The sequence below is a fragment of the Devosia sp. genome (genome assembly GCF_025809055.1).
Classification (GTDB): Bacteria; Pseudomonadota; Alphaproteobacteria; order Rhizobiales; family Devosiaceae; genus Devosia.
Genome location: NZ_CP075529.1, coordinates 3,015,864 through 3,037,559, shown reverse-complemented (window position 1 = coordinate 3,037,559; position 21,696 = coordinate 3,015,864). Strand labels below are relative to the sequence as shown.

At 63.7% G+C, this 21,696-nt stretch carries 19 protein-coding genes; 7 read left to right on the top strand and 12 right to left on the bottom strand.

The features are described from left to right. Window positions 1–192: 192 nt before the first annotated feature. The 6 genes from KIT02_RS14875 to KIT02_RS14850 all read right to left on the bottom strand — a co-directional run bounded on the left by KIT02_RS14875 (window position 193) and on the right by KIT02_RS14850 (window position 6,588). Window positions 193–1,059 carry a MurR/RpiR family transcriptional regulator gene (locus tag KIT02_RS14875; RefSeq protein ID WP_297579273.1) on the bottom strand — a complete coding sequence of 289 codons (867 nt, stop codon included), beginning with the start codon at window positions 1,057–1,059 and terminating at the stop codon, window positions 193–195. Window positions 1,060–1,089: 30 nt separating this feature from the next. Then, window positions 1,090–2,166: a sn-glycerol-3-phosphate ABC transporter ATP-binding protein UgpC gene (gene ugpC, locus KIT02_RS14870; protein ID WP_297579270.1), complete on the bottom strand. Its 1,077-nt coding sequence runs from the start codon at window positions 2,164–2,166 to the stop codon at window positions 1,090–1,092. Window positions 2,167–2,243: 77 nt separating this feature from the next. After that, window positions 2,244–3,458, bottom strand: a complete 1,215-nt coding sequence (locus tag KIT02_RS14865; RefSeq protein WP_297579267.1) for an extracellular solute-binding protein — start codon at window positions 3,456–3,458, stop codon at window positions 2,244–2,246. Between the two features lie 137 nt (window positions 3,459–3,595). Then, window positions 3,596–4,438, bottom strand: a complete 843-nt coding sequence (locus tag KIT02_RS14860; RefSeq protein WP_297585342.1) for a carbohydrate ABC transporter permease — start codon at window positions 4,436–4,438, stop codon at window positions 3,596–3,598. A 95-nt stretch (window positions 4,439–4,533) separates the two neighbouring features. Continuing rightward, entirely contained in the window at window positions 4,534–5,421 is an 888-nt protein-coding gene (locus tag KIT02_RS14855; protein ID WP_297579259.1) for a sugar ABC transporter permease, read from the bottom strand. Window positions 5,422–5,433: 12 nt separating this feature from the next. After that, the gene (locus KIT02_RS14850) at window positions 5,434–6,588 is read right to left on the bottom strand and encodes a Gfo/Idh/MocA family oxidoreductase (protein WP_297579256.1); all 1,155 of its coding nucleotides are present in this window, start codon (window positions 6,586–6,588) and stop codon (window positions 5,434–5,436) included. Between the two features lie 368 nt (window positions 6,589–6,956). Between KIT02_RS14850 and KIT02_RS14845 the strand changes: the two genes are divergently transcribed. The 4 genes from KIT02_RS14845 to KIT02_RS14830 all read left to right on the top strand — a co-directional run bounded on the left by KIT02_RS14845 (window position 6,957) and on the right by KIT02_RS14830 (window position 11,240). Then, a complete protein-coding gene (locus KIT02_RS14845; RefSeq protein ID WP_297579253.1) occupies window positions 6,957–7,451 on the top strand; it encodes a hypothetical protein in 495 nt (164 codons plus the stop codon). Window positions 7,452–7,687: 236 nt separating this feature from the next. Then, window positions 7,688–8,857 (top strand): MFS transporter, encoded by a 1,170-nt coding sequence (locus KIT02_RS14840; RefSeq protein WP_297579250.1) that lies wholly within the window; start codon window positions 7,688–7,690, stop codon window positions 8,855–8,857. A gap of 67 nt (window positions 8,858–8,924) precedes the next feature. Then, window positions 8,925–10,361 carry a M81 family metallopeptidase gene (locus KIT02_RS14835; protein WP_297579247.1) on the top strand — a complete coding sequence of 479 codons (1,437 nt, stop codon included), beginning with the start codon at window positions 8,925–8,927 and terminating at the stop codon, window positions 10,359–10,361. Window positions 10,362–10,469: 108 nt separating this feature from the next. Beyond that, on the top strand, window positions 10,470–11,240 hold the full coding sequence (locus KIT02_RS14830) for a DeoR/GlpR family DNA-binding transcription regulator (RefSeq protein WP_297579245.1): 771 nt from the start codon (window positions 10,470–10,472) through the stop codon (window positions 11,238–11,240). A gap of 97 nt (window positions 11,241–11,337) precedes the next feature. Here the strand turns inward: KIT02_RS14830 and KIT02_RS14825 are convergent, their stop codons facing one another. From KIT02_RS14825 to KIT02_RS14805, 5 genes are all read right to left on the bottom strand, one after another. After that, the gene (locus KIT02_RS14825; RefSeq protein ID WP_297579242.1) at window positions 11,338–12,612 is read right to left on the bottom strand and encodes an L-fuconate dehydratase; all 1,275 of its coding nucleotides are present in this window, start codon (window positions 12,610–12,612) and stop codon (window positions 11,338–11,340) included. Window positions 12,613–12,727: 115 nt separating this feature from the next. Beyond that, complete coding sequence (locus KIT02_RS14820) at window positions 12,728–13,459, bottom strand: SDR family oxidoreductase (protein ID WP_297579239.1); 732 nt, start codon at window positions 13,457–13,459, stop codon at window positions 12,728–12,730. 171 nt (window positions 13,460–13,630) lie between these two features. Continuing rightward, complete coding sequence (locus KIT02_RS14815; protein WP_297579236.1) at window positions 13,631–14,575, bottom strand: ABC transporter substrate-binding protein; 945 nt, start codon at window positions 14,573–14,575, stop codon at window positions 13,631–13,633. Between the two features lie 84 nt (window positions 14,576–14,659). Then, window positions 14,660–15,655 (bottom strand): ABC transporter permease, encoded by a 996-nt coding sequence (locus KIT02_RS14810; protein ID WP_297579233.1) that lies wholly within the window; start codon window positions 15,653–15,655, stop codon window positions 14,660–14,662. A 173-nt stretch (window positions 15,656–15,828) separates the two neighbouring features. Beyond that, entirely contained in the window at window positions 15,829–17,379 is a 1,551-nt protein-coding gene (locus tag KIT02_RS14805) for a sugar ABC transporter ATP-binding protein (RefSeq protein ID WP_297579231.1), read from the bottom strand. Between the two features lie 137 nt (window positions 17,380–17,516). Between KIT02_RS14805 and KIT02_RS14800 the strand changes: the two genes are divergently transcribed. Both KIT02_RS14800 and KIT02_RS14795 read left to right on the top strand, forming a co-directional pair. Beyond that, window positions 17,517–18,209, top strand: a complete 693-nt coding sequence (locus KIT02_RS14800; protein WP_297579228.1) for a FadR/GntR family transcriptional regulator — start codon at window positions 17,517–17,519, stop codon at window positions 18,207–18,209. A gap of 86 nt (window positions 18,210–18,295) precedes the next feature. Beyond that, the gene (locus KIT02_RS14795) at window positions 18,296–19,573 is read left to right on the top strand and encodes a DUF4147 domain-containing protein (RefSeq protein ID WP_297579225.1); all 1,278 of its coding nucleotides are present in this window, start codon (window positions 18,296–18,298) and stop codon (window positions 19,571–19,573) included. Between the two features lie 80 nt (window positions 19,574–19,653). On the opposite strand, the gene KIT02_RS14790 is transcribed toward KIT02_RS14795, so the two are convergent. Next, entirely contained in the window at window positions 19,654–20,403 is a 750-nt protein-coding gene (locus KIT02_RS14790; protein ID WP_297579222.1) for a sugar phosphate isomerase/epimerase, read from the bottom strand. 385 nt (window positions 20,404–20,788) lie between these two features. On the opposite strand from KIT02_RS14790, the gene bcsN reads away from it, so the two are divergent. Continuing rightward, window positions 20,789–21,679: a cellulose biosynthesis protein BcsN gene (bcsN, locus tag KIT02_RS14785; protein ID WP_297579219.1), complete on the top strand. Its 891-nt coding sequence runs from the start codon at window positions 20,789–20,791 to the stop codon at window positions 21,677–21,679. Window positions 21,680–21,696: the final 17 nt, after the last annotated feature.

The window sequence follows — 21,696 nt, the reverse complement described above, 5'->3', positions numbered from 1 at the left end:
GGGAACTCTGTCGTTGAAATCGATCGAAACACTGCGCGGGTGGTAGGCGGAGTACCCCCACCCTCAGTCCCTCCCCACAGGGGGGAGGGAAGCGATGAACACTGGCATCGCAACCTGCGCCTCCCTCCCCTTGATGGGGAGGGATTGAGGGTGGGGTGGGGCCACGAGCGCGGTGCTGGTGGGAACCACAGGTCAGTCCCCCAGGGGCTGGGCGTCGTCGCCGTCGCGATTGACGACGAGCTGGTGCTTGATGCGGCGCATGCTGGCCACCGCCGTCGGCCCCATGCGGGTCGCCACGGTCTGGGCCAAGACGTCGACGGTGGCCAGGAATGCGTAGCGGCCGGGGGTGGGCCGCAGGATATCGGCATTCTCGTGCCAGTTGACCGGCAGGAGAATATCGGATTGGGCCGAGACCATGGAGCCGGAGCGTGTCGCGACCACGCGGGTCAGGCCATATTCCCCGGCCACGGTCAGCGTCTTGGCAAGTTGCGCATTGTTGCCCGACATGGAAAAGGCCACCACCACGGTGCCGGCCGGCGCGGCCGCGACCCGCATCAACTGCAGTTGATGGTCGTCGGTGGACGCCACCTTCAGCCCCAGCCGGAACAGGCGGGTTTCGATTTCCCCGGCCATCATCGATGAGGCACCGCCCGAGCCAAAGGCGAGCACGAAACTGGACTTGGCGATGCCAATGGCTGCGCGCTCGACGGCGTCGAAATCGAGATTGTCGAAGGTCTCGTAGATGATCGACTGGATGCCGTTGACGACGCCCTGGGCGATCTCGTGCGGGGAGGTCGGACCTTCCGCGGGCGCCAGATAGCGCTGGCCGACGAAGCGGGACTGGGCCAGGCGCACCTTGAAATCGGCGTAGGAGTCGCAGCCGAGCCGGCGGCAGAAACGGGTTACCGTCGGGGGTGAAACCCCGCCCTGTTCGGCCAGGTCCACGATGCTCATCTTGAGCACGCTGTCGACATCGGCCAGCACGATCTCGGTCAGGGCGCGTTCCGAGCGGGTAAAGGCGTCCTTTTCCGTCTGCAACAAGCCCACAATGTCCAGCATTCCGTGCACCCTCCTGCCCCTGGCCGGGGATCAGTACACGGCCAGGCCCTTGGCGTCGAACAAATGCACCTTGTCGGTGTTGAAACCCAGGGTCACGGGTTTGCCGTCGACGACGTCGGGGTTGCCCTCGAACAGGCCGGTAAAGGATTCTCCGGCCGGCAGGGTGGAATAGGTGATGGTGTGGATGCCCAGCTGCTCGACGATATTGGGCACGGTCTCGATGGTGAAATCGCCGGCGCCGAGATTGAGGTGCTCGGGCCGGATGCCCAGGGTCACATCCTGCCCGGCAATGGAGGTGCTGGTGCGCGGCAACTGGATCGTGCCAAGCGTGCCCAGGTCGATGGTAGCCTTGGTGCCATCGGCCGCGCGGACCTTGCCCGAGATGAAGTTCATCTTCGGCGAGCCGATGAAACCGGCGACGAACAGATTGTCGGGCCGGTGGTAGAGCTCAAGCGGCGAGCCGACCTGGGCGATGGTGCCGGCATCGAGCACCACGATCTTGTCGGCCATGGTCATGGCCTCGACCTGGTCATGGGTCACATAGACCATGGTCGAGCCCAGGCGCTTGTGCAGTTCCATCAACTCGATACGCATTTCCGAGCGCAGAGCGGCGTCGAGATTGCTGAGCGGCTCATCGAACAGGAAGATCTTGGGCTGGCGCACGATGGCGCGGCCGATGGCGACGCGCTGGCGCTGGCCGCCCGAAAGCTGGCCGGGGCGATGCTGCAGGCGACTTTCGAGCTGCAACACCTTGGCGGCCGCCGAAACGCGCTTGTCGACTTCAGCTTGTGGCAGCTTTTCGACGCGCAGCGGGAAAGCGATATTTTCGTAAACGCTCATATGCGGATAGAGCGCATAGGACTGGAACACCATGGCGATGCCGCGCTGCACGGGCGGCAGGTCGTTGACGACATTGCCGCCGATTTCGATCTCGCCAGCGCTGACATCCTCGAGCCCGGCGATCATGCGCAACAGGGTGGACTTGCCACAGCCGGACGGGCCGACAAAGACCACGAACTCGCCCTCGCTCACATCAAGGTCGATCCCCTTGATGATGCGGGCTTCGTTGAACGATTTTTCGAGGCGCTTGAGGCTCAGCTGCGACATGGTTCGCATCTCCGGCGGGAATGGTGTCGGGTCGGTTGCCGCCCGTGACCGGGCGGCAACCTTGGTCTGGGAGGACCTTACTTGTACTGCTCGAGTTCGCCGGCGGCCTTTTCAAGGGCAGCTTCGGGCTCGGCGGCGCCGGTCACGACCGACTGGACCATTTCGATCATGACGTTCTGCAGACCGATATAGTCAGTGAACAGCGGCTCGGGACCACCATATTCGATACCGTCGAGGAACGGCTTCCAATAGGGCTTCTCTGCCACGAGGTCATCGGAGTGCAGCGGACGCAGCGGGGTCAGGCCCTGGGCCATTTCCGCATCCCACTGACGGTCGCCGTCGGTCAGGAACTTGGCGAGGCTGATGGCCTGGTCTTCAACACCAGTGCCCTTGAACACGGCCAGCGCGTCGGTGATCAGCAGCGTGCCGGGGCCCTTGGCATCGGGGCCGAGCGGCAGGTTGGCGACACCCCAGTTCATGCCGGCTTCTTCGGCGCGGATGGCAGCACCCGGAGACGCCTCGATCATGGCGACGCCGCCGTCCAGCCAGATGGCGCGGACTTCGTTCTGCTCGTAGGCCGTCGGGCCTTCTTCGGAGAACGGGATGATGTCGCGGAGCGCGGTCAGGGCGGCTAGCACCTGCGGCGAGTTCAGCGTGATATTGCCATCGGCATCGATGACCAGGCCGTCATTGGTGTAAACCCAATGCAGGAACTGGTGCATGGTGTTGTCGAAGGTCTTGGCGACGGCGCCGTAGCCGGCGGCATCGGTGTTCTCGGTGATCTGCTTGGCGAAAGCGATCTTTTCTTCCCAGGTCGCGGGCGGCACTTCCGGATCGAGACCGGCTTCTTCAAACAGGTCCTTGTTCCAGTAGAGAGCCTTGGTGGAGAAGGCCACCGGCACGCCCCACTGGGTGCCGTCGAAGGTGACGGTATCGGGCACGTAATTGTAGTAAGCGGCCTTTTCCTCATCGGTCATCGGCACCGGAACGATCAGGTCGTTCTGGGCGAACTGCTTGAGGGTACGCGAGCCGACATAGGCCAGGGCAACCGGGGTACCGGCGGCGGCGAGCGTCGTCACCTTGTCCTGGCATTGGCCCCAGCCCACGATCTCGGGAACGACCTTGAAGCCCGGATTGGCAGCTTCCCACTCGGCGAAGCTTTCCGCATAGCCTGCGGTGAGCTCGTCGCCGCAGTTGATGAAGGTGATTTCCTTGTCCTGGGCAAAGGCCGCCGGAGTCGCGCTGGCCAGAGCCAGCATCGAAACGGCCACCAAACCGATAGTCTTCTGCATTTTGTAGTCTCCCTTGATGTGGGCCCCTCGGCCCTTCTGGAGTCGTTCAGCCCGATGGGCCAAGCGATCTCCAAACCCTTGATTGTCGCGTATCCGAACCGGAAAAGTGGCGGCCACTTGTCCTGGATACGCTCCAGTTACTGCTTCACGGCTCCGGCGGTGAGACCGGCGACGAGATAGCGCTGCAGGAACACGATGACGATCATGACCGGCAGGATTCCGACGAAAGAGGCTGCCATCAGCTCGTTCCAGATCACTTCCTGCTTGCCGAAGAAGGCGAAGAGCCCGATCGGCAGCGGCATGAACTCGGTCTTGGAATTGAAGGTCAGCGCGAAGATGAATTGCTGGGCATAGGCGCCGATGAAGGTCATGATCGCGACCACGACGATGCCCGGCATGGCCAGCGGCAGGATGACCCGGCGCAGCGTATAGAGCCGGGTTGCCCCATCGACCCAGGCTGCCTCGTCAAGCTCGCGCGGAATGCGCAGCATGTAGGTGCGCAATAGCCAGATGGACGAGGGAATGAGGAAGGCGGCGCCCGGCACGATCATTGCCCAATAGGTGTTGAGCAGGCCCATGGTCCGCATCAGCCGGAACAGCGGGATCAGCAGCACAGCGCCCGAGAACATGTTGACCGCGAGGAACCCGCCCAGCATCAGGCCGGCGCCCGTGAAATTGAAGCGGGCAAAGGCGTAGGCGGCCGGCACCACGATGACGATGACGATCAGCGTCACCACCGACGAGATGAAGAACGAATTGAAGATGTGCATGCCCAATGCCGGCACCGATTGCCACATGGTGAAATAGGCATCGAACGAGCCGTTCTTGGGGATGAAGCTGTAGGGCGTCGAAAACAGCTGCGCCAAGGGCTTCAGCGAGACCAGGAACCCTTCGATGAAAGGCGCAAGGACGAAGAACAGGAACACCGCGATGCCGGCATAGAGGCCCAGGACCTCCTGCCACCGGTAGCGATCGATCATCGGCCGGGAGGCGGACCACAGGCCGCGGCGGGCCTTTGGCTTGACGCTGGCCGGGCTGTCGGCGGCAGCCACTTCGGTGGTGCGTGCGACGTCGCTCATTTGGCTTCTCCCTGCTGGAGCCGGCGGACCGCGCGGAAGTAGACGATGCAGAATATGGTGACGAAGAGCGAGATGACCACGGCGCGGGCGGCGCCTTCGCCATATTTGCGGGAGCCCATGGCGGTCTTGTAGGTGTCGATGATCATCGTGGTGGTCGAGCCGGACGGACCGCCCTGGGTCAGGATCCAGATGATGTCGAAGGAATTGAAGGTGGCGATGAGCGAAAGCAGGCTCATGGTGATGATGGCGGGCACCATCAGCGGCAGCGTGATGCGGCGGAACCGGTAGAAGCGCCCAGCGCCATCGGTCCAGGCAGCTTCGTGCAAATCCCGCGGGATCGACTGCATGGCGGCCAGGAAATAGATGGTGACCATGGGCACGCCGATCCACACGTCGGTGACGATGGTCGCCCAAAAGGCGGTGTCGCCGTAGGCGAGGAAGGCAATGGGCCCGCCGATCAGCCCGAAATTCTGCAACAGGCCGGAAATCATCCCGAACTGGCCGTTATACATCCAGCCCCACATGAAGATGCCGATGGCCATGGGCACGATCCAGGGCGGCATGGTGAGAATGCGGAACAGGGCCTGACCGGGGATGGCGGCATTGAGCAGCACAGCGCCGCACATGCCAATGATCATTTTCATGGAGACCGAGAAGAAGGTCCAGATGAAGGTGCGGATGATGACTTCGGTGAAATTGCCGGCGCCGAAAATACGCTGGTAATTGGCCCAGCCGACAAAGTCGTAATCGGCCCGCAGCGAGGCATTGGTAAAGCTGAGCAGGATCGTGTCGACCAGTGGATAGGCCACGATGGTCAGGATGTAGATGAGGGCCGGTGCCAGCAGGGCGAGGGCAAACAGGGTGGCGCTTCTGGTGCTGGTCATCGGCGTTTCTCCTTAATTGCCGCGGCCAAGGGCAGCATCGAAGCGCTGCCAGATCGGGGTCATGTCGACCACGGAGCGATTGGCCATGGCTTCGTCCATCGACAGGGCCAATAGGCCCGCCTCAAGCGCGTCGGTAACCGATACCGGCAACGGCACGCCTTCGATCAGGTGACGCAGGATATCCTCGGCCATCTGCTCGTCGGCGCCGTAGTGCTGGCTGAGCTCGGAGGTCTTGAAGGTCTTGTCTTCGAGGCGCTCGGAGGTGCGGCTATCGGTGACGCGGAAATAGTTGCGGATGAAATCCCCCTCCGCCATGCCCTTGGCGCCGATCACCGCAAACCGCCGGAAATCGTCGGGGACATTGAGATTGGTGTGGAAGGTCAGCGCCGCGCCATTGTCGTATTGAACGATGGCGGTCTGGAAATCGATGATGTCGCCATCGCTGTCGAACACCTTGTCCGATCCCTGCCAGCCTGACGGCTTGCGGTGATAGACCTCAAGGTCATTGACCCCGGTCTCCTGCGGCGCATTGGCAGGAATGAAGCTTCGGCGGCCGCCGAAGCTGGCGACATAGCGCGGGCGGCAGCCCATGACGCCATTATAGAGGTCGAGATCGTGGCAGCACTTTTCGAGCATGAAGCTGCCCGAATACTTTTCGTACCGCCGCCAGTCGCGCATGAAAAAGGCGCCGTGATAGGGCGGGATGTGCTCGGAAGCCTCGATGGAGGCAATATCGCCCAGCTTGCCTTCGGCCTGGGCCTTGCGCAGCTCGACATAAAGCGGGGCATAGCGCAGAACGAGGCCAACCATGACCCGGTCTGACCCGTATTGCCCGATCAGTTCGGCCAGCGCCATCGTGTCCTCAATCGAGGTCACCACCGGCTTTTCCGCAAAGATCTTCATGCCGCGCGCCAGCCCGGTGCGGATGTGCTCGAGATGCATGTGGTTGGGCGAGCCCACCATCAGCAGATCGAGACCACCCTTGTCGATCAGTTCGTCGAGGCTGCCGAAAGACTGGCCAACGGAAACGCCGTGCTGCCTGGCATAGGGCAGGCCAGCAGGCTCGGGGTCGACATAGCCGACAATCTCGAAATCGTCCCGGGCCGCGGAAAACACCCGCGCCAGGTAACCAAGTCGATAGCCAAGGCCAATTATGCCAACCCGCATGACGATGCCGTACCCTGTTTATTAGACCGCCGATCTCTGCGGATCGGTGACGTTTGTGTAAACGATTTTCAAGACTAGGCGCCTTATTGACGTCATGTCAACACAGTTTTGACGCCAATACAATACCAATTTAAGCCACCCTGGAAATTTGCCCAACTTGGCATCATTTTGCTGATTTTCTAGGCTGTTGGTAGAGCGAAAAGCGCGCTCAGGGTGTGGACAATCGCCGTCCAAAGGCGCAGCATGTTCAAATTGGTATCCATGTGGCCTCATCCTCGCATTACGCGACGGATGACAGAATTGAAAATTTGAAACAGAATGGCGTACGCCCCTCAGGATCGAGGGTCAGTCGCGACAAGAGAGCTCGGATGGCACTTTCACAAAACCCCTTCCCCGATGACGCGGACCGCTCGGCGATCTGGACCATGCTGGTACCGCGCGATATCGCCGCCTATGTGCAGGCAGACTGGTCCATGGTCGAGGGTGACTTCGTGGCCGGTGACTTCATGGGTGTTCACGGTAACAAGACCGGCAATCCCGATGGCTGGACCATCAGTTTTCCGACGCTTGATGCCTATCGCGACGAATGGCTGCGCCAGGCCCGCGAAGGGCAGGCGGTCGACTATGCCGAAGACGTCGAATCCGGCATTCACCGCGCCACCAGCCTCACCGAAATCGAGATCACCGGCGAACGCGCCATCGCGCACAAGAAGTTCGATGGCGAGATCAAGCTGGCCAATGGCGGCGTCGACCGGCTCAACTGGCAGACGCTCTACTTCTGCCGCAAGGTCGCCGGCCAATGGAAGCTGACCGGCTTCGTGGGATACCTGCCCTATCCGATGGGCTCGGCATCGTCCCGATAGGGCAAATCGCTCCGGTGGAGCGATTTGAGATGACGAGGCCATGAGAGCTACGCTCGAATGGCTGGGAGGCCCCCTCATCCGCCCTTCGGGCACCTTCTCCCACGAGGGGAGAAGGCAGCACCGAGGTTGAGCGACCACCAACGCACCCCTCTCCCCTCGTGGGAGAGGGTGGATCGGCCAAAGGCCGAGACGGGTGAGGGGGGTTATTAAGGTCACTGTATTGAATGGTTCGCACCATGCCCTTGCTCACCCCTCAGCGCCTCGTCATGCTGGTCTTCTTCCTGCAGCCGGTGGCCTTCGGCTCATGGCTGCCGCGCATTCCCGAGGTGCAGGCCAACCTGGGCCTGGGACCGGCGGCGCTGGCCCTGGCGCTTCTGGGCATGCCGGTCGGCACGCTCCTGACCCTGCCCTTTGCCGGCCCGCTGGTCGGACGGATCGGGGCGCGCGCGGCCATCATTTCCGGTTTTGTGTTCTATTCTCTGGCCACCAGCCTGCCGGTTCTGGCGCCCGATCCGGTGCTGCTGTTCATCGCCCTGATGCTGGCGGGCTCGGCCATTTCCTTTGTCGAGCTCGGGCTCAACGTGCAGGCGGACCTGGTCGAGAAGCAGTCCGGCAAACTGATCATGAACACCGCCCACGGCTGCTGGTCGCTGGGTATCATGACGGGCAGCCTCATCGGTTCGGGCTTTGCGGCGCTCGGCGTCACGCCCGGCCTGGCCGTGCCGCTCTTGGCCGCGCTGGTCCTGCCCATCGCACTTCTCGCAGGCACGGCCCTGCCCCGGCTCACCGATGCCGCCGAAACCGGCACGCCGCAGCGGTCGGCCTGGTCGCTGCCCAGCCCGGCGCTGATCGGCATCTGCCTCTTCGTCTTCGGCATCACCATGACCGAGGGCGCCATGGCCGACTGGTCGGCGATTTTCCTGCGCGACGCGCTGGGCGGAGAAGGCGGTGTGGTTGGCCTGGGCTATTCCATCTTTGCCCTGATGGTCGCCACCGGCCGGTTCGGCGGTGATCTGCTCAAGCGCCGGTTTGGCGCTGTGGGCACGGCGCGGCTCTGCGGCTCCCTGGCTGTCCTGGGCGGCATCCTGCTTTACCTCGCGCCGGGCATCGAGATCGCCGTGGTCGGCTTCGGCATTGTCGGGGTCGGTGTCTCGGTCGGCTTCCCGCTGGCCGTTACGGCCGCCGCCGGCATTGGCGACCGCGCCGCTTCAGCCAATGTCGCCGTTCTGTCCTTCGTGGCCCTGACCGGTTTTCTCATCGGGCCGCCGCTGATTGGCTTTGTCGCCGAGCACAGCGATATCCGGCTCGGCGTCGCCTGTGTCATCCCCGTCCTGCTGCTCAGCCTGTTACTGACCGGCCGCCTCACGCCCCGCAAGGTCGCGACCCATCAAGCCATTCGGGCGTAGCCCTCATGGCCCTCTCAACCTCAAATCGCTCCACCGGAGCGATTTGCCTTACGGAGTGATTTCGAAGATGCGCATTGCCGTTGCCGGGCTGCATATTGAATGCAGCACCTATAATCCCGTTCTCAATCGCGCCGAGGATTTCCGGGTGCTGCGTGGCCCGGCCATGCTCAAGGACCAGTATTTCGACTTCCTGACGCATTTTCCGGCGGAGTTCGTCACCATCCTGCACGCCAGGGCCATTGCCGGCGGCCCGGTGGCCCGCGACACCTACGAGACCTGGAAAGCCGAGATCCTCGATGGCCTGCGCGGCGCCATGCCGCTCGATGGCGTCTATCTGCCCATGCATGGCGCCATGTTCGTCGATGGCCTGTTCGATGCCGAGGGCGATTTCATTTCTGCCGTGCGCGAAACAGTTGGCCCGGACGTGCTGATTTCGGCCTCCTACGACCTGCATGGCAATATCAGCCAGGCGATCATCGATGGGCTGGACATGTTCTCCACCTATCGCACCGCGCCCCATATCGACGTGCAGGACACCATGCGCCGCGCCGTCACCATGCTGGTGCGGGCCCTGCGCAATGGCGAGCGGCCCATTCTGGCCTGGGCTCCGGTGCCGGTGCTGCTGCCGGGCGAGCGCACCTCAACCCAGGACGAACCGGCCCGCAGCTTCTATACCCAGCTCCACCAGGTCGAAGAGCCGTCCGGCGTCTGGGACGCCAGTTTCCAGGTGGGCTATGTCTGGGCCGACGAGCCGCGCGCCACGGCCTGTGCCGTCGTCACGGGCACTGATCGTAGGGCGATTGAAACGGCCGCCACCCATCTCGCCCAGGACTACTGGGCCATCCGCGAAGGCTTCGTCTTCGGCATGCAGACCGGCTCGATTGCCGAATGCGTCGAACGCGCCATTGCCAGCCCGACACACCCGGTCGTGCTCGCCGAATCCGGCGACAACCCCACCGGGGGCGGCGTGGGCGACCGCGCGGAAGTTTTGGCCGCGCTGATCGAAAAGGGCGCCACCGGTGTCATCTTCGCCGGCATTGCCGACAAGGCCGCAACCGAGGCTGCCTATGCCGCCGGGATCGGGGCAAAGCTCAGGCTGCATATCGGCGCCAGCCTTGATCCGGCGAGCACACCGGTCGATGCCGAGGCCGAAGTGCTGTTTCTCCTCGAAACCGGCGAGCCGCGCCTGCGTGAGGCGGTGGTGCGCGTCGGCGGCGTGGACCTCGTGCTGACGGCGCGCCGGCGCCCCTTCCACAATATTGCCGACTTGACCCGGCTGGGCCTCGACCCCGATGCCGCCCGCATCATCGCGGTCAAATCCGGCTATCTCTCGCCCGAGCTTGGCCCCCTGGCCAATCCGGGCATCATGGCCCTGTCGCCCGGCGTGGTGGATCAGTTCGTGGAACGCACCGAGCGCAGGCACATGCCGCGGCCAACCTATCCATTCGACACGGATTTCGACTTCGTCCCGCAGGTGAAATGGTCGAAACGGGCCGGCCACTAACTCCCTCACCTTCACCCTCCCCTCGAGGGGGAGGGTGACGACCTGCCGGACCACCTTCCCCCTCTCTCCGCTTTCGTTTATGCACAAAGCGAAAGCGGAGGAACGGAAATGAACCCGTCCATGCGGCAGTCCAAGATCGTCGAACTGGCCCGGCAGGCCGGCGAAGTGACGGTCGAGACCCTGGTTGCCGCCTTTGCCGTTACCCCCCAGACCATCCGCAAGGATCTCAACGCCCTGTGCGACCGCGGTGCGCTCAAGCGCACCCATGGCGGCGCCATGCATCCCTCCGGGGTCGAGAATGTCGAATATGAGGCGCGCCGGCAGATCGCCCCTTCGGCCAAGCGCGCCATCGGGCAGGCTGCGGCCACCATCATTCCCGACCATGCCTCGCTCTTTATCAATATCGGCACCACCACCGAGGCCGTCAGCCAGGCGCTGACCGGGCATCGCGGCCTCATGGTCATCACCAACAATATCAATGTCGCCAATCACCTGCGCACCGCGCCGGGCACGGAAGTGGTGATCGCCGGCGGCGTGGTCCGGCCATCCGATGGCGGCATTGTCGGGGAAGCGGCGGTCGATTTCATCCGCCAGTTCAAGGTCGATATCGCCGTCATCGGCGTGTCTGCCATCGATCCCGACGGGGCCCTGCTCGATTTCGACTATCGCGAGGTCAAAGTCGCCCAGGCGATCATCGCCAATGCCAGGCAGGTGATCGTCGTGTCCGATGCGACCAAGTTCACCCGCACCGCCCCGGTGCGCATCGGCCATCTTGACCAGGCCGATTACTTCATCACCGACCAGTGCCCTTTGGACTCGATCCGCCGCGTCTGCAAGGAGGCGGATGTGCGCCTGATCGAGACGGACAAGACCACTTAGAGCGTTTTCAAGAAAAGTGGACACCACTTTTCTGGTTCGAAAGCGCGACCGAATAAAGAGTTAGAGCTGTCGTTCTGATTCAATCAGAACGACAGCTCTAACCGGCAAACGTGTTGTCGCGGATGGACTCCGGCTTCATCTCGATGGAGAAGCCCGGCAGGCTGGGCGGCATATAGGCGGCGTTGCGGATCACGCAGGGATCGATGAAGTGTTCATGCAGGTGGTCGACATATTCGATCACCCGTCCCTCCTTGGATCCGGACACCACCAGATAGTCGATCATCGAGAGATGCTGCACATATTCGCACAGGCCCACGCCGCCCGCATGTGGCCAGACCGGCTTGCCGTATTTGGCCGCCATCAGCAGCACGCTCAGCACCTCGTTGAGCCCACCGATACGGCAGGCGTCGATCTGGACGATGTCGATGGCCTCGTCCTTGATGAACTGCTTGAACAGGATGCGGTTCTGGCACATCTCCCCTGTTGCCACTTTCACGGGGGAAATGGCCTGGCGGATGGCGCGATGCCCCGAAACATCGTCCGGGCTGGTCGGCTCTTCGATGAAATAGGGGTTGAACCGGCTCAGGGCCCCGACCCAGTCGATAGCCTGGCCGACTTCCCAGACCTGGTTGGCATCGATCATCAGATAGCGATCCGGCCCCATGATGGCGCGGACGATTTCGAGCCGGCGGATATCGTCATCGAGGTCGCGGCCGACCTTCATCTTGATATGGCTGAAACCGGCTTCGACTGCCTCTGTCGCCAGCCGCGTCAGCTTCTCATTGGAATAGCCCAGCCAACCCGCGGATGTGGTGTAGCATTTGTAGCCCTCGGCCTCCAAAGTGGCGATGCGCTCGGCCTTGCCGGCCTCCGCCTTGCGGAAAATGCTGAGGGCCTCGTCCGGTGTAATGGCGTCGGTCAGGTAGCGGAAGTCGACAATGGAGACAAGCTGTTCCGGGCTCATGTCGGCGACATAGCGCCAGACAGGCTTGTTGGCCGCCTTGGCGAGCAGGTCCCAGACCGCGTTGACCACGGCCCCGGTTGCCAGATGCATGGCGCCCTTATCGGGGCCGATCCAGCGCAGCTGGCTGTCGCCGGTGACATGGCGCCAGAAGCGGCCGGGATTTTCGGCGATCCAGTCCAGCTCCAGGCCGATCACACGGCTTTCGAGCGCCCGGATGGCCGCCACCACCACTTCATTGCCGCGCCCGATGGTGAAGGTCATCCCGTGCCCCTCATGCGCACCGTCGGTGCCCAGAACCACATAGGCAGCCGAATAATCCGGATCGGGGTTCATCGCATCCGACCCGTCGAGCGAGGCCGAGGTGGGAAACCGGAGGTCGTGGGTGGAAAGGGAGGTGATCCTGGTCATTGTGTACTCGGTGCCCCGACCTCGTGGTTCGACAAGCTCACCATGAGGTCTGCTCAAAAATCTCAGTAGACCTCATCCTGAGCCTGTCGAAGGACGAGGTCGTGCGACGGAAGCCCTATCCCGTCCAGCCGCCGTCGATGACGTGGATCTGCCCTGTCGTATAGGTCGCGCCGGCCAGATAGACCGCCAGGTCCGCAACCTCGTCCGGCCGCGCGATGCGGCCGATGGGCTGGCGGGCGATGAAGGCCTTTCTTGCGCCCTCGAAATCGCCAGTGGCGTGCCAGCGCTCGTGCAGGCTCGGGCTTTCCACCGTGCCCGGACAGATGGCGTTGATACGGATATTGCTGGTGACAAAATCCGATGCCACCGACTTGGTCAGCCCGATCACCGCCGCCTTGGAAATCGAATAGGCCGCCCGGTTGGGCACGCCCTTCACCGATGAGGCCACCGTTGCCATGTTGATGATGGCGCCATCCTTGCGCGCCATCATCTGCGGCAGCACGGCTCTGATGGTGCGGATCTGCGCCTTCACATTGAGGTCGAGCGCGAAGTCGAGGTCCCTGTCGCTCATCTCCAGCACGGTGCCGGAATGCACCACGCCGGCGCAGTTGAAGAGCACATCGATATGGCCGATCTCGGCAACGGCCCGGTTCACCTCAGTATCCGACAGCACGTCGAGAACCCGCGTCGTCACCCCCGGCGTGCCGGAAAGGTCGCCGAGCCGCTCCGCATTGATATCGGTCGCGATCACCCTGGCACCCGCCCTGGCAAAGGCCTCGGCCGAGGCCCTGCCGATGCCCTGGGCGGCAGCGGTGATGAGAACGATCTTTCCTGTGAGATCAGCCATTGCTTGTTCCGAATCCGGGTCTAGGACTCCCTCTCCCCTGAGGGGAGAGGGTGGGGGTGAGGGGTTCAGGGCCCGTTGGAGCCACTGCGCGATATGCGGCACTGAACCCCTCACCCGATGCTGCGCATCGACCTCTCCCCTCAGGGGAGAGGTGATCCGAGCCAGTGGGTCTTAGTCGTACAGCACGGCCGCGATTTCGGGATCGGCCATGTTGTCCTTGTCGTAGTAGAAGAACCCGGTGTCGATGACCGGCGGCAGGGTTTCGCCCTTGAGCGCGCTGACTGCAGCCTGCACGGTCTGGTAGCCGATGCCCACCGGGTTCTGGGTGATCGCGCCGTTCATCACGCCGCTTTCGATGAAGGCCTTCTGGGCGGCGCCGGAATCGTAGCCGATGACGACGATATCGCTGCCCAGTTCCTGCTTGCCATTGGCAACGCCCAGGGCCGACCCTTCATTGGCACCGAAAATGCCCTTGAGGTCCGGATTGGCCAGCAGGATCGACTTGGTGATCTCGGTCGACTGCAATTGGTCGCCAGCCCCATACTGCACCGAGACGATCTCGATATTGGGATAGGCTTCCTTGATGCGGTTGGAGAACCCGTCGACGCGGTCGATGCCGGTGCGGCTGGTCTGGTCATGCGCGACAATGGCGACCTTGCCTTCGCCGCCGATCAGTTCGGCCATCACGTCGGCAGCGAGCGCGGCCGCCGCAACGTTATCGGTGGTTGCCGTCGAGAGCGGAATGTCGCTGTCGACGCCGGAGTCGAAGGCGATGACCGGGATACCCGCATCCTTGGCCTGCTGCAGCAGGGGGATGGCGGCCTGACTGTCGAGCGCGGCAAAGCCGATGGCGTCGGGACCACGCGAGAGGGCTGCGGCCAGCATGTCCATCTGGCGGTCGACCTGGCTTTCGGTTTCCGGACCTTCAAAGGTCACGGTGACACCGAGGTCGGCGGCGGCCTGGTCGGCACCGGCCTTCACGGCCTGCCAGAACTGGTGCTGGAAGCCCTTGGAAATCAGGGCGATATCGTAGTTGTCCTGCGCCATGGCGGGGCCGCTTGCGGCGAGCATGGCGATGGCGCTGAGGGCGCCGAGCAGGGTGCGGCGGTTGAGCATGGTTTTCCTCCCGGATGCTGCTTTGAATGGAGTTGGCATTGTTCTTCTTCTTTTTGGCGCGGTGGGCGCGGTTGGGTTCGGTGCCTAAAGGGTGCGGCGCCGCAGTATGTCGGCATAGACGGCCAGGATGATGATGGTGCCGGTCACGACCGTCTGCCATTCCTGGGCCACCGATAGGATGCGCAGGCCATTGGCCAGCACGGAAATGATGAGCGCGCCGATCAGCGTGCCGAGCACAGTGCCGCGGCCACCCGACAACGAGGTGCCGCCGATGACCACCGCCGCGATGGCGTCGAGTTCATAGCCTTGCCCCAGTGCCGGCTGGGCCGAATTGAGACGGCTGGCGATGAGCAGGCCGGCTACGCCGCAGATGGCGCCGGCCGTGGCATAGACGGCGATCTTCCAGCCATCGACATTGACGCCCGAAAGGCGCACGGCCTCTTCATTGGAACCGAGCGCAAAGGTGTAGCGGCCCAGAGCCGTCTTGCCGAGCACGAAGGCCGCGAGAGCCGCCACGCCGAACAGGATCAAGACGCCATTGGGAATGGGCAGGGCCGGAATGACGGCGCCGACGATCGAGCCCTGGGAAATCTGCGTGAAGCCGGGCGTATTGTTGAAATAGATCGGCTTGGTGCCGGAAATGACCAGAGACAGGCCCTTGAGGATCAGCATCATGCCCAGGGTGGCGATGAAGGGCGGCACCTTGAGCTTGGCGACGATGAAGCCCGAGATCAGGCCGCAGGTCATGCCCGCCAGGATCGCGGCGGCAATGCCCAGCGGCAGCGGCATGCCCAGAAAAGTCAGGACGACGCCGGTAATGACGGCGCAAAAGGTCATCAGCGTCCCGACCGACAGATCAATCCCGCCGGTGATGATGACCAGGGTCGCGGCGATCGCCAGCACGCCATTGACCGAAGTCGCCTGCAGGATGGCCAGGATGTTCTGGGTCTGCATGAAATTGGGCGAAGCCAGCGAGAACACCACGACCAGCGCGATCAGCCCGGAAAAGGCCAGGAGCCGGTGAAAGGCGCCGGAAATGCGAATGCCCGGCTTGGCTGGGGCGACGGCGGTGTCAGTCATGAGTTTTCTCCGGCGTGCTTGTCGGGTGTGGAGCAGGATGACCGTCACAATCACCAGACGGCACCTCCCCCTTGAAGGGGGAGGCTGGGAGGGGGTGAGAGAGCCCCGATCTCGGGGCTAAACTATCCCCTCCCCACAAAGAGGAGGGTGTCGACTGCAAGATCGGCGCAAGATCACCCCGCATGGCGAACCTCCATTGCCGGTTCGCGCAGGGTGGCAAGGCGCATGATCTCCTGCTGGCTGGACCCGCCGGGCAAGACACCAGTCAGGCGCCCCTCGCACATCACCGCAATGCGGTGGCTGAGGCGCAGCACTTCGGGCAGCTCCGAGGAGATCACCACAATGGCCTTGCCCTGGGCGGCGAGATTGTTGAGCAGCTTGTAGATTTCCGACTTGGCCCCGACATCGATGCCGCGCGTCGGTTCGTCGAAAATCAGGATATCGCAGTCCCGCAGCAGCCATTTGGCGATGACCACCTTCTGCTGGTTGCCGCCCGAGAGCAGCCGGGCTTCCTGGGTATCGCTGGGGGTCTTGATGGCAAGCTGGCGGATATGATCCTTGGCGGCCGTTTCCATGCCGGCCTCGTCGAGAATGCCCGCGGGACCAGTAAAGCGTTCGAGGCTCGCCAGGGCAATATTGTTGCGCACATCGAGTCCGGTCGCGAGACCGAAGAGCTTGCGGTCCTCCGAGAGATAACCGATGCCTGCCGCCACCGCGTCGCGCGGGGACGAAATCCCCCGCCGCGTCCCATGCACCCAGATTTCTCCGCCCTCGCGACGGTCGGCACCAAATATGGCCCGCGCCACCTCGGTGCGCCCGGCGCCCATCAGGCCGGCAAAGCCCAGGATTTCGCCCTTGCGCACGGAAAAACTGACATCGCGGATTTCGCGGCCCCGGCGCAGGTTGCGCACTTCGAGCGCGATTTCGGCATCCGCAGACCCGGGCACTACCGGCTCCTGCTGGCTCAGGGTGCGCCCCACCATCATCGAAATGATGGTCTCGATGGGGGTGTCGGCGGCCGCGACCGTGCCGACATATTCGCCGTCGCGCATCACCGTGACCCGGTCCGAAATGCGTTTGATCTCGTCCATCTTGTGCGAGATATAGACCACGCCCACACCCTCGGCCTTGAGCCGGTTGATGATGGTGAACAGTTCGGCGATTTCCGCGTCGTTCAGCGCCGCGGTCGGCTCGTCCATGATCAGGATGCGCGCCCGGTATGACAGGGCCTTGGCGATTTCCACCATCTGCTGCTTGGCGATGGTCAGGGTCTCGACCTTGACCGTCGGATCGAGCTTGAGGTTCATCGAGGCAAAGATTGCCGCCGCGTCCCGGTTGAGCTGCCCCTCGTCGAGAATGCCGAAGCGGCGCGGCTCGCGGCCGATAAAGATATTCTGCGCGGCGGTCAGGTCCCGCATCAGCGCCAGTTCCTGATGGATGATGCTGACGCCCATGTCCTGGGCCTGGCGCGGCGAGGTGATCTCGACCGGCTTGCCATTGAGGCGAACCTGTCCGCCATCGCGGGAATAGACGCCCGAGAGGATTTTCATCAGCGTGGACTTGCCCGCGCCGTTCTCGCCCATCAAGGCATGGACCTCGCCGGGCAGCAGCTCGAACCGGACCTGGGACAGCGCGCGGACGCCCGGAAAGGACTTGTCGATCCCTTCCATGGCCACGAGCGGCACGACAGCCGCGGCGGCGTGATCCTCGCTCTTGTGGTCCATGCTGTCCTCCCGCAGCCCTGCTTGTGCCGCAGGTGCTTACTGGGCTCGGAGGAAAGACGATATCTGCCAGGCTGTCAAGTGGTCTGACCAGTGGACAGGCGACATCGGCAGCGCTATGAGAGAGTCATGGAGGGGCAATGAAGCTGCAGGCCGTCTCGAACCGAAAACTCTATATTCAGATTGCCGATCAGATCCGCGATCAGATCCTCGGCGGCGCCGTCGCGCCCGGCCATCAACTGCCCTCCGAACGCGATCTCGCCAATAATCTGGGGGTTTCAAGACCCACGGTGCGCGAGGCGCTGATTGCGCTGGAAGTGGCCGGGCTCGTCGAGGTCCGCGTCGGCGTCGGGGCCTTTGTGCGCGAGCGCATGGGCGGCGCGGTCAGCCTGCCCGAGCTCAGCCCTTCGCCGCTCGAAATCATGGCCGTGCGGCGCCTGCTCGAGCCGGAAGCTGCGGCGCTGGCCAGCCAGCAGATGTCGCCGGAAGGCACGGTGCGTCTGGCCGAAACCCTGCGCCGGATGCGCGCCGAAACCGCGGCCGGGGAATGGTCCTCGGAAAGCGATCGCACTCTGCACATGACCCTGGCCGACGCCTGCGGCAATGCGGTGCTGCGGGAAACCCTCGATTCCTTGTGGACCTCGCGCCGGGGTGAAGTGGACACCCGTTTTCACCAGCACCTCTCCGATATCGGGGACACACGCGAACACATCCTGGCCGATCACGAGGCCATCGTGGCCGCCGTGGTCAGTGGCAATGCGGAGGCCGCACGCGCCGCCATGGCCCGCCACCTCGATTTCGTGGCCGCCTCGATGCTGGACACCTGGGAATAGGCCTGTGGACGCATTGTCCGGGTTTGGGCTTTTCATCCCCGGCCGGACCATGCATACCCGCTTCCAGGGAAATGGAGGCCGGAACCATGGACTTGGAGCACATGAAAGCCGACGCTTCGGCGCTGTTCATGGCGGGTGTCAAAGCGGCCGATCCCCATCATGCGGTGGCCGATTATCTCGTCCGGCACGCTGCCAAGCTGTCTTCGGCTAGCCGCATCCACATCATCGCCGCGGGCAAGGGTGCCCTGCCCATGGTGGAGGCGGCTCTCGACCATGTCGCACCGAACAGGCGCGGCGCGGTGCTCGCCGTTACCAATTACGAGAATGTCCGGGCCGTTGACGGTGCGAGGGTCTTGGGCGCCTCCCACCCCCTGCCCGACGACAAGGGCGAGGCTGCCGCCAATGAAATCGAACGGATCGCCGGTGCTGCAGGGCCAGGCGAAATGGTCCTGTGCCTCATTTCGGGCGGCGCTTCGGCCCTGCTCCCGGCGCCGGTTGCCGGCGTCAGCCTTGCCGACAAGATCGCGACCAACGACCTGCTGCTGAAATCGGGCGCCGATATCGTCGCCATGAACACCGTGCGCAAGGCGCTGTCGCGCCTCAAGGGTGGCGGGCTGGCCCGCGCCATCGCCCCGGCGCAAGGCCTTGCCCTGATCCTGTCCGACGTGCCTGGCGACGACCTTTCGATCATTGCCTCGGGCCCAACCGTTGCCGATAGCGCCGCGCCCGGCGCGGCTTTGGCGGTCGTCCGCGAGCTCGGCCTGCTCGATCGCCTCCCCCGTCCGGTGCGTGCCCATCTTGAGGCGCGCGCTGCCATGGCGCCTGCCCCGGCGCCGTCCGGCATCGACAATGTTCTGGTCGGCGCCAACAGCATCAGCCTCTCGGCCATGGAAGCGGCGGCCGGCGCCGCCGGCTATGGCACCATGGTGCTGTCCCGCTGGCTCGAGGGCGATGTGCAGGCGGCGGCCGAAGCCTTTCACGCCGCCGCAGGCCGCGCCGGAAATGGCAAGAGGGTGGCGATCCTGGCGGGTGGAGAGACCAGCGTGCGGGTGACCGGCAAGGGCAAGGGCGGCCGCAATCAGGAGCTTGCCCTGCGCTTTGCTGCCCTGTGTTCCGAACACCCCCTCCCCCGGCCCTGGGTTTTCCTTTCCGGCGGCACCGACGGCCGCGATGGCCCGACCGATGCCGCCGGTGGACTGGTCGATCCGCACGCCGTTCCGGCCCTTGCGGCCAAGGGTCTCGATCCGGCGACCTTCCTCGCTGACAACGATGCCTATCACGCCCTAAAGGCCGCCAATGCCCTGCTGATGACCGGCGCCACCGGCACCAATGTGGCCGACCTGCAGGTGCTCCTGCTCGGCTGAACGAAAGCGGCCGCCCGGAAGTCCGGACGGCCGCATATTTGTGTGGGCACCATCAGGCCAGGGCGGGCCCTGCGTGTGGGCTAGTTCCAGCTTTTCGCGGTTTCGATCGAGCGGGTGGCAAAGCGCACCTCGTCCGATGGCTTGTCGTGCTCGGCCACGAAATACTGGGCCTTGGTCTTCTGCTGCACGGTCTTGATCAGATCGGACCAGCCGACCACGCCATGGCCGACATCGGCCCAGCCGTCTTCATCGGCATTCTCGCCCTCGGGGGCGATATCCTTGACGTGAACGGCGGTGATGCGATCGCCATAGCGGTCAAACCAGGCCACCGGATCGGCCTTGCCGCGAATCACCCAGGCCACGTCGCATTCCCACTCGATCTTCGGCGCCGTTTCCAGGATCACTTCCATTGGCGTGCGGCCGGTCGAGGTCGGGAAAAACTCGAAGTGGTGATTGTGCCAGCCAAAGCCATAGCCTTCGGCAGAATAGATGTCGTGAAAGCCTGCCAGCTTCTCGGCCAGCGCCAGCCATTGCGACTCGTCCTTGCTGTCCTGGTCGGGCATGATGAAGGGGCAGATGATCTTCTTCATCCCCAGGGTTTCGGCAGCCTTGAGCGCCGTGTCGCGGTCTTCGAGCTGATCGAGCCCGAAATGGCCGGTCGGCATGGCGAGGCCATTGTTCTTGAGAAGAGCCGCGAGGCCTGCGGCATCGTCATAGAGCCCGCCAAAGCCCTCGACCTGGCGATAACCGAGCGCGGCCAGCTTGGCATAGAAGTCGGGCCAGGACGGAACATTGCGCGCGCTATAGAGCTGGAAGGACAGTTCAACCATGTCGTTTTCTCCTCGAATGGGCGGGTCGGCATCTCCTGCGCGGCAGGACAGAAACCGTTTACTGCGCTCTAGCAACCGGCGATAACAGCGTCAATGAAATCGTTGCAAATGCCAGCCTGTTGCGGGTGGTCTAGCCTTAGCGAATCGCCGTGCCAGTCTTGCCACCCGGGCGCAAAGACATGCCAAGTCTATCGCGAACTGTGGCCGGGTGATGCAAAGTTGCACTGGCGTTAGCTGTTGGTTTACCTTATTTTTTCACACTTGGGTCAGTATTGCGCGTGCGGCACACCTGTTCGGGTTATTACGCGTTAGAATTGAACCTCTGAACAGGCATGTCAGGACACGGCGGGTGACAGCGTTCTCCAAATCCGCGACACGGCTTCTTATGCTGAGTCTGCTGGTCGCCGGCCTGGCCGGTTGTTCGACGACGCGCGAACTGCCGCCTCAGGAAGCGCGCATCGTTACCCCGGCCGATGCCATGATCATGCCGCCCGTGGGCGGTCCGGCCATTTCCAAGGTCGTCTCGACCACCTATCCCAATGCGCTCAAGCAGGACATTTCCCTCGTCACCCAGGCGCGCACGCCGGGCGAGAACAAGATATCGGTGATCCTGTTCGAAGGCGCGGGCGGTGACGGCTCCGATGCCCGGCTCAAGGACGTGCCGTTCACCCAGGTCAATCTGACCGAGGAGGCACTGGCAGCCTGGCCCGATACCGGCATGGCGGTTTCGCCCTATTACGTGCAGAACGCCTATGGCCCGTTCGGCTATGCCATCGGCAAGCCGGCCAATGGCGATACCTGCATCTATGCCTGGCAGCGCATCGAACCGACCACGCGCCCTTCGGGCTCGGTGGGCCGCGGCACCATCTTCATTCGCCTGCAATTGTGCAAGCAGCGCGCCACCGAGCAGGAACTGCTCGCGGTCATGTACCAGCTGCGGCTCGATGTCAGCGTCTTTCCACCGGGCCGCGCCCCGGCCAGGATCGGGGCTTTGTCGGCGCCGATCGTGCCGGTCGGCGCGCAGGGCTTTGCCGAGGTGATCCCGACCAGCCGCCCGCCGGCCCAGCCGCGCCCGACGCCGCCCACGGTCAGGACCGTGCCGGTCGTGCAGACGCCGGTCGTGGTGACCCCGCCACCCGGCACGCCCATCGTGCCGACACCAACGGGCACGCCCGTTGTGCCCACTCCACCCGGCAGCGGGGTTACAGGTCCCACCGTGCCCCTGCCGCCGACCAATACCGTCATCGTGCCGCCCCCGCCGGGCGGACAGAACTGACCAGCGCCTGGTTTCGG

Coding starts and splice junctions, on each gene's coding strand:
- KIT02_RS14875 (WP_297579273.1), bottom strand. CDS start 1,059: ATGCTGGACATTGTGGGCTTGTTGCAGACGGAAAAGGACGCCTTTACC.
- ugpC (WP_297579270.1), bottom strand. CDS start 2,166: ATGTCGCAGCTGAGCCTCAAGCGCCTCGAAAAATCGTTCAACGAAGCC.
- KIT02_RS14865 (WP_297579267.1), bottom strand. CDS start 3,458: ATGCAGAAGACTATCGGTTTGGTGGCCGTTTCGATGCTGGCTCTGGCC.
- KIT02_RS14860 (WP_297585342.1), bottom strand. CDS start 4,438: ATGATCGATCGCTACCGGTGGCAGGAGGTCCTGGGCCTCTATGCCGGC.
- KIT02_RS14855 (WP_297579259.1), bottom strand. CDS start 5,421: ATGACCAGCACCAGAAGCGCCACCCTGTTTGCCCTCGCCCTGCTGGCA.
- KIT02_RS14850 (WP_297579256.1), bottom strand. CDS start 6,588: ATGCGGGTTGGCATAATTGGCCTTGGCTATCGACTTGGTTACCTGGCG.
- KIT02_RS14845 (WP_297579253.1), top strand. CDS start 6,957: ATGGCACTTTCACAAAACCCCTTCCCCGATGACGCGGACCGCTCGGCG.
- KIT02_RS14840 (WP_297579250.1), top strand. CDS start 7,688: ATGCCCTTGCTCACCCCTCAGCGCCTCGTCATGCTGGTCTTCTTCCTG.
- KIT02_RS14835 (WP_297579247.1), top strand. CDS start 8,925: ATGCGCATTGCCGTTGCCGGGCTGCATATTGAATGCAGCACCTATAAT.
- KIT02_RS14830 (WP_297579245.1), top strand. CDS start 10,470: ATGAACCCGTCCATGCGGCAGTCCAAGATCGTCGAACTGGCCCGGCAG.
- KIT02_RS14825 (WP_297579242.1), bottom strand. CDS start 12,612: ATGACCAGGATCACCTCCCTTTCCACCCACGACCTCCGGTTTCCCACC.
- KIT02_RS14820 (WP_297579239.1), bottom strand. CDS start 13,459: ATGGCTGATCTCACAGGAAAGATCGTTCTCATCACCGCTGCCGCCCAG.
- KIT02_RS14815 (WP_297579236.1), bottom strand. CDS start 14,575: ATGCTCAACCGCCGCACCCTGCTCGGCGCCCTCAGCGCCATCGCCATG.
- KIT02_RS14810 (WP_297579233.1), bottom strand. CDS start 15,655: ATGACTGACACCGCCGTCGCCCCAGCCAAGCCGGGCATTCGCATTTCC.
- KIT02_RS14805 (WP_297579231.1), bottom strand. CDS start 17,379: ATGGACCACAAGAGCGAGGATCACGCCGCCGCGGCTGTCGTGCCGCTC.
- KIT02_RS14800 (WP_297579228.1), top strand. CDS start 17,517: ATGAAGCTGCAGGCCGTCTCGAACCGAAAACTCTATATTCAGATTGCC.
- KIT02_RS14795 (WP_297579225.1), top strand. CDS start 18,296: ATGGACTTGGAGCACATGAAAGCCGACGCTTCGGCGCTGTTCATGGCG.
- KIT02_RS14790 (WP_297579222.1), bottom strand. CDS start 20,403: ATGGTTGAACTGTCCTTCCAGCTCTATAGCGCGCGCAATGTTCCGTCC.
- bcsN (WP_297579219.1), top strand. CDS start 20,789: ATGCTGAGTCTGCTGGTCGCCGGCCTGGCCGGTTGTTCGACGACGCGC.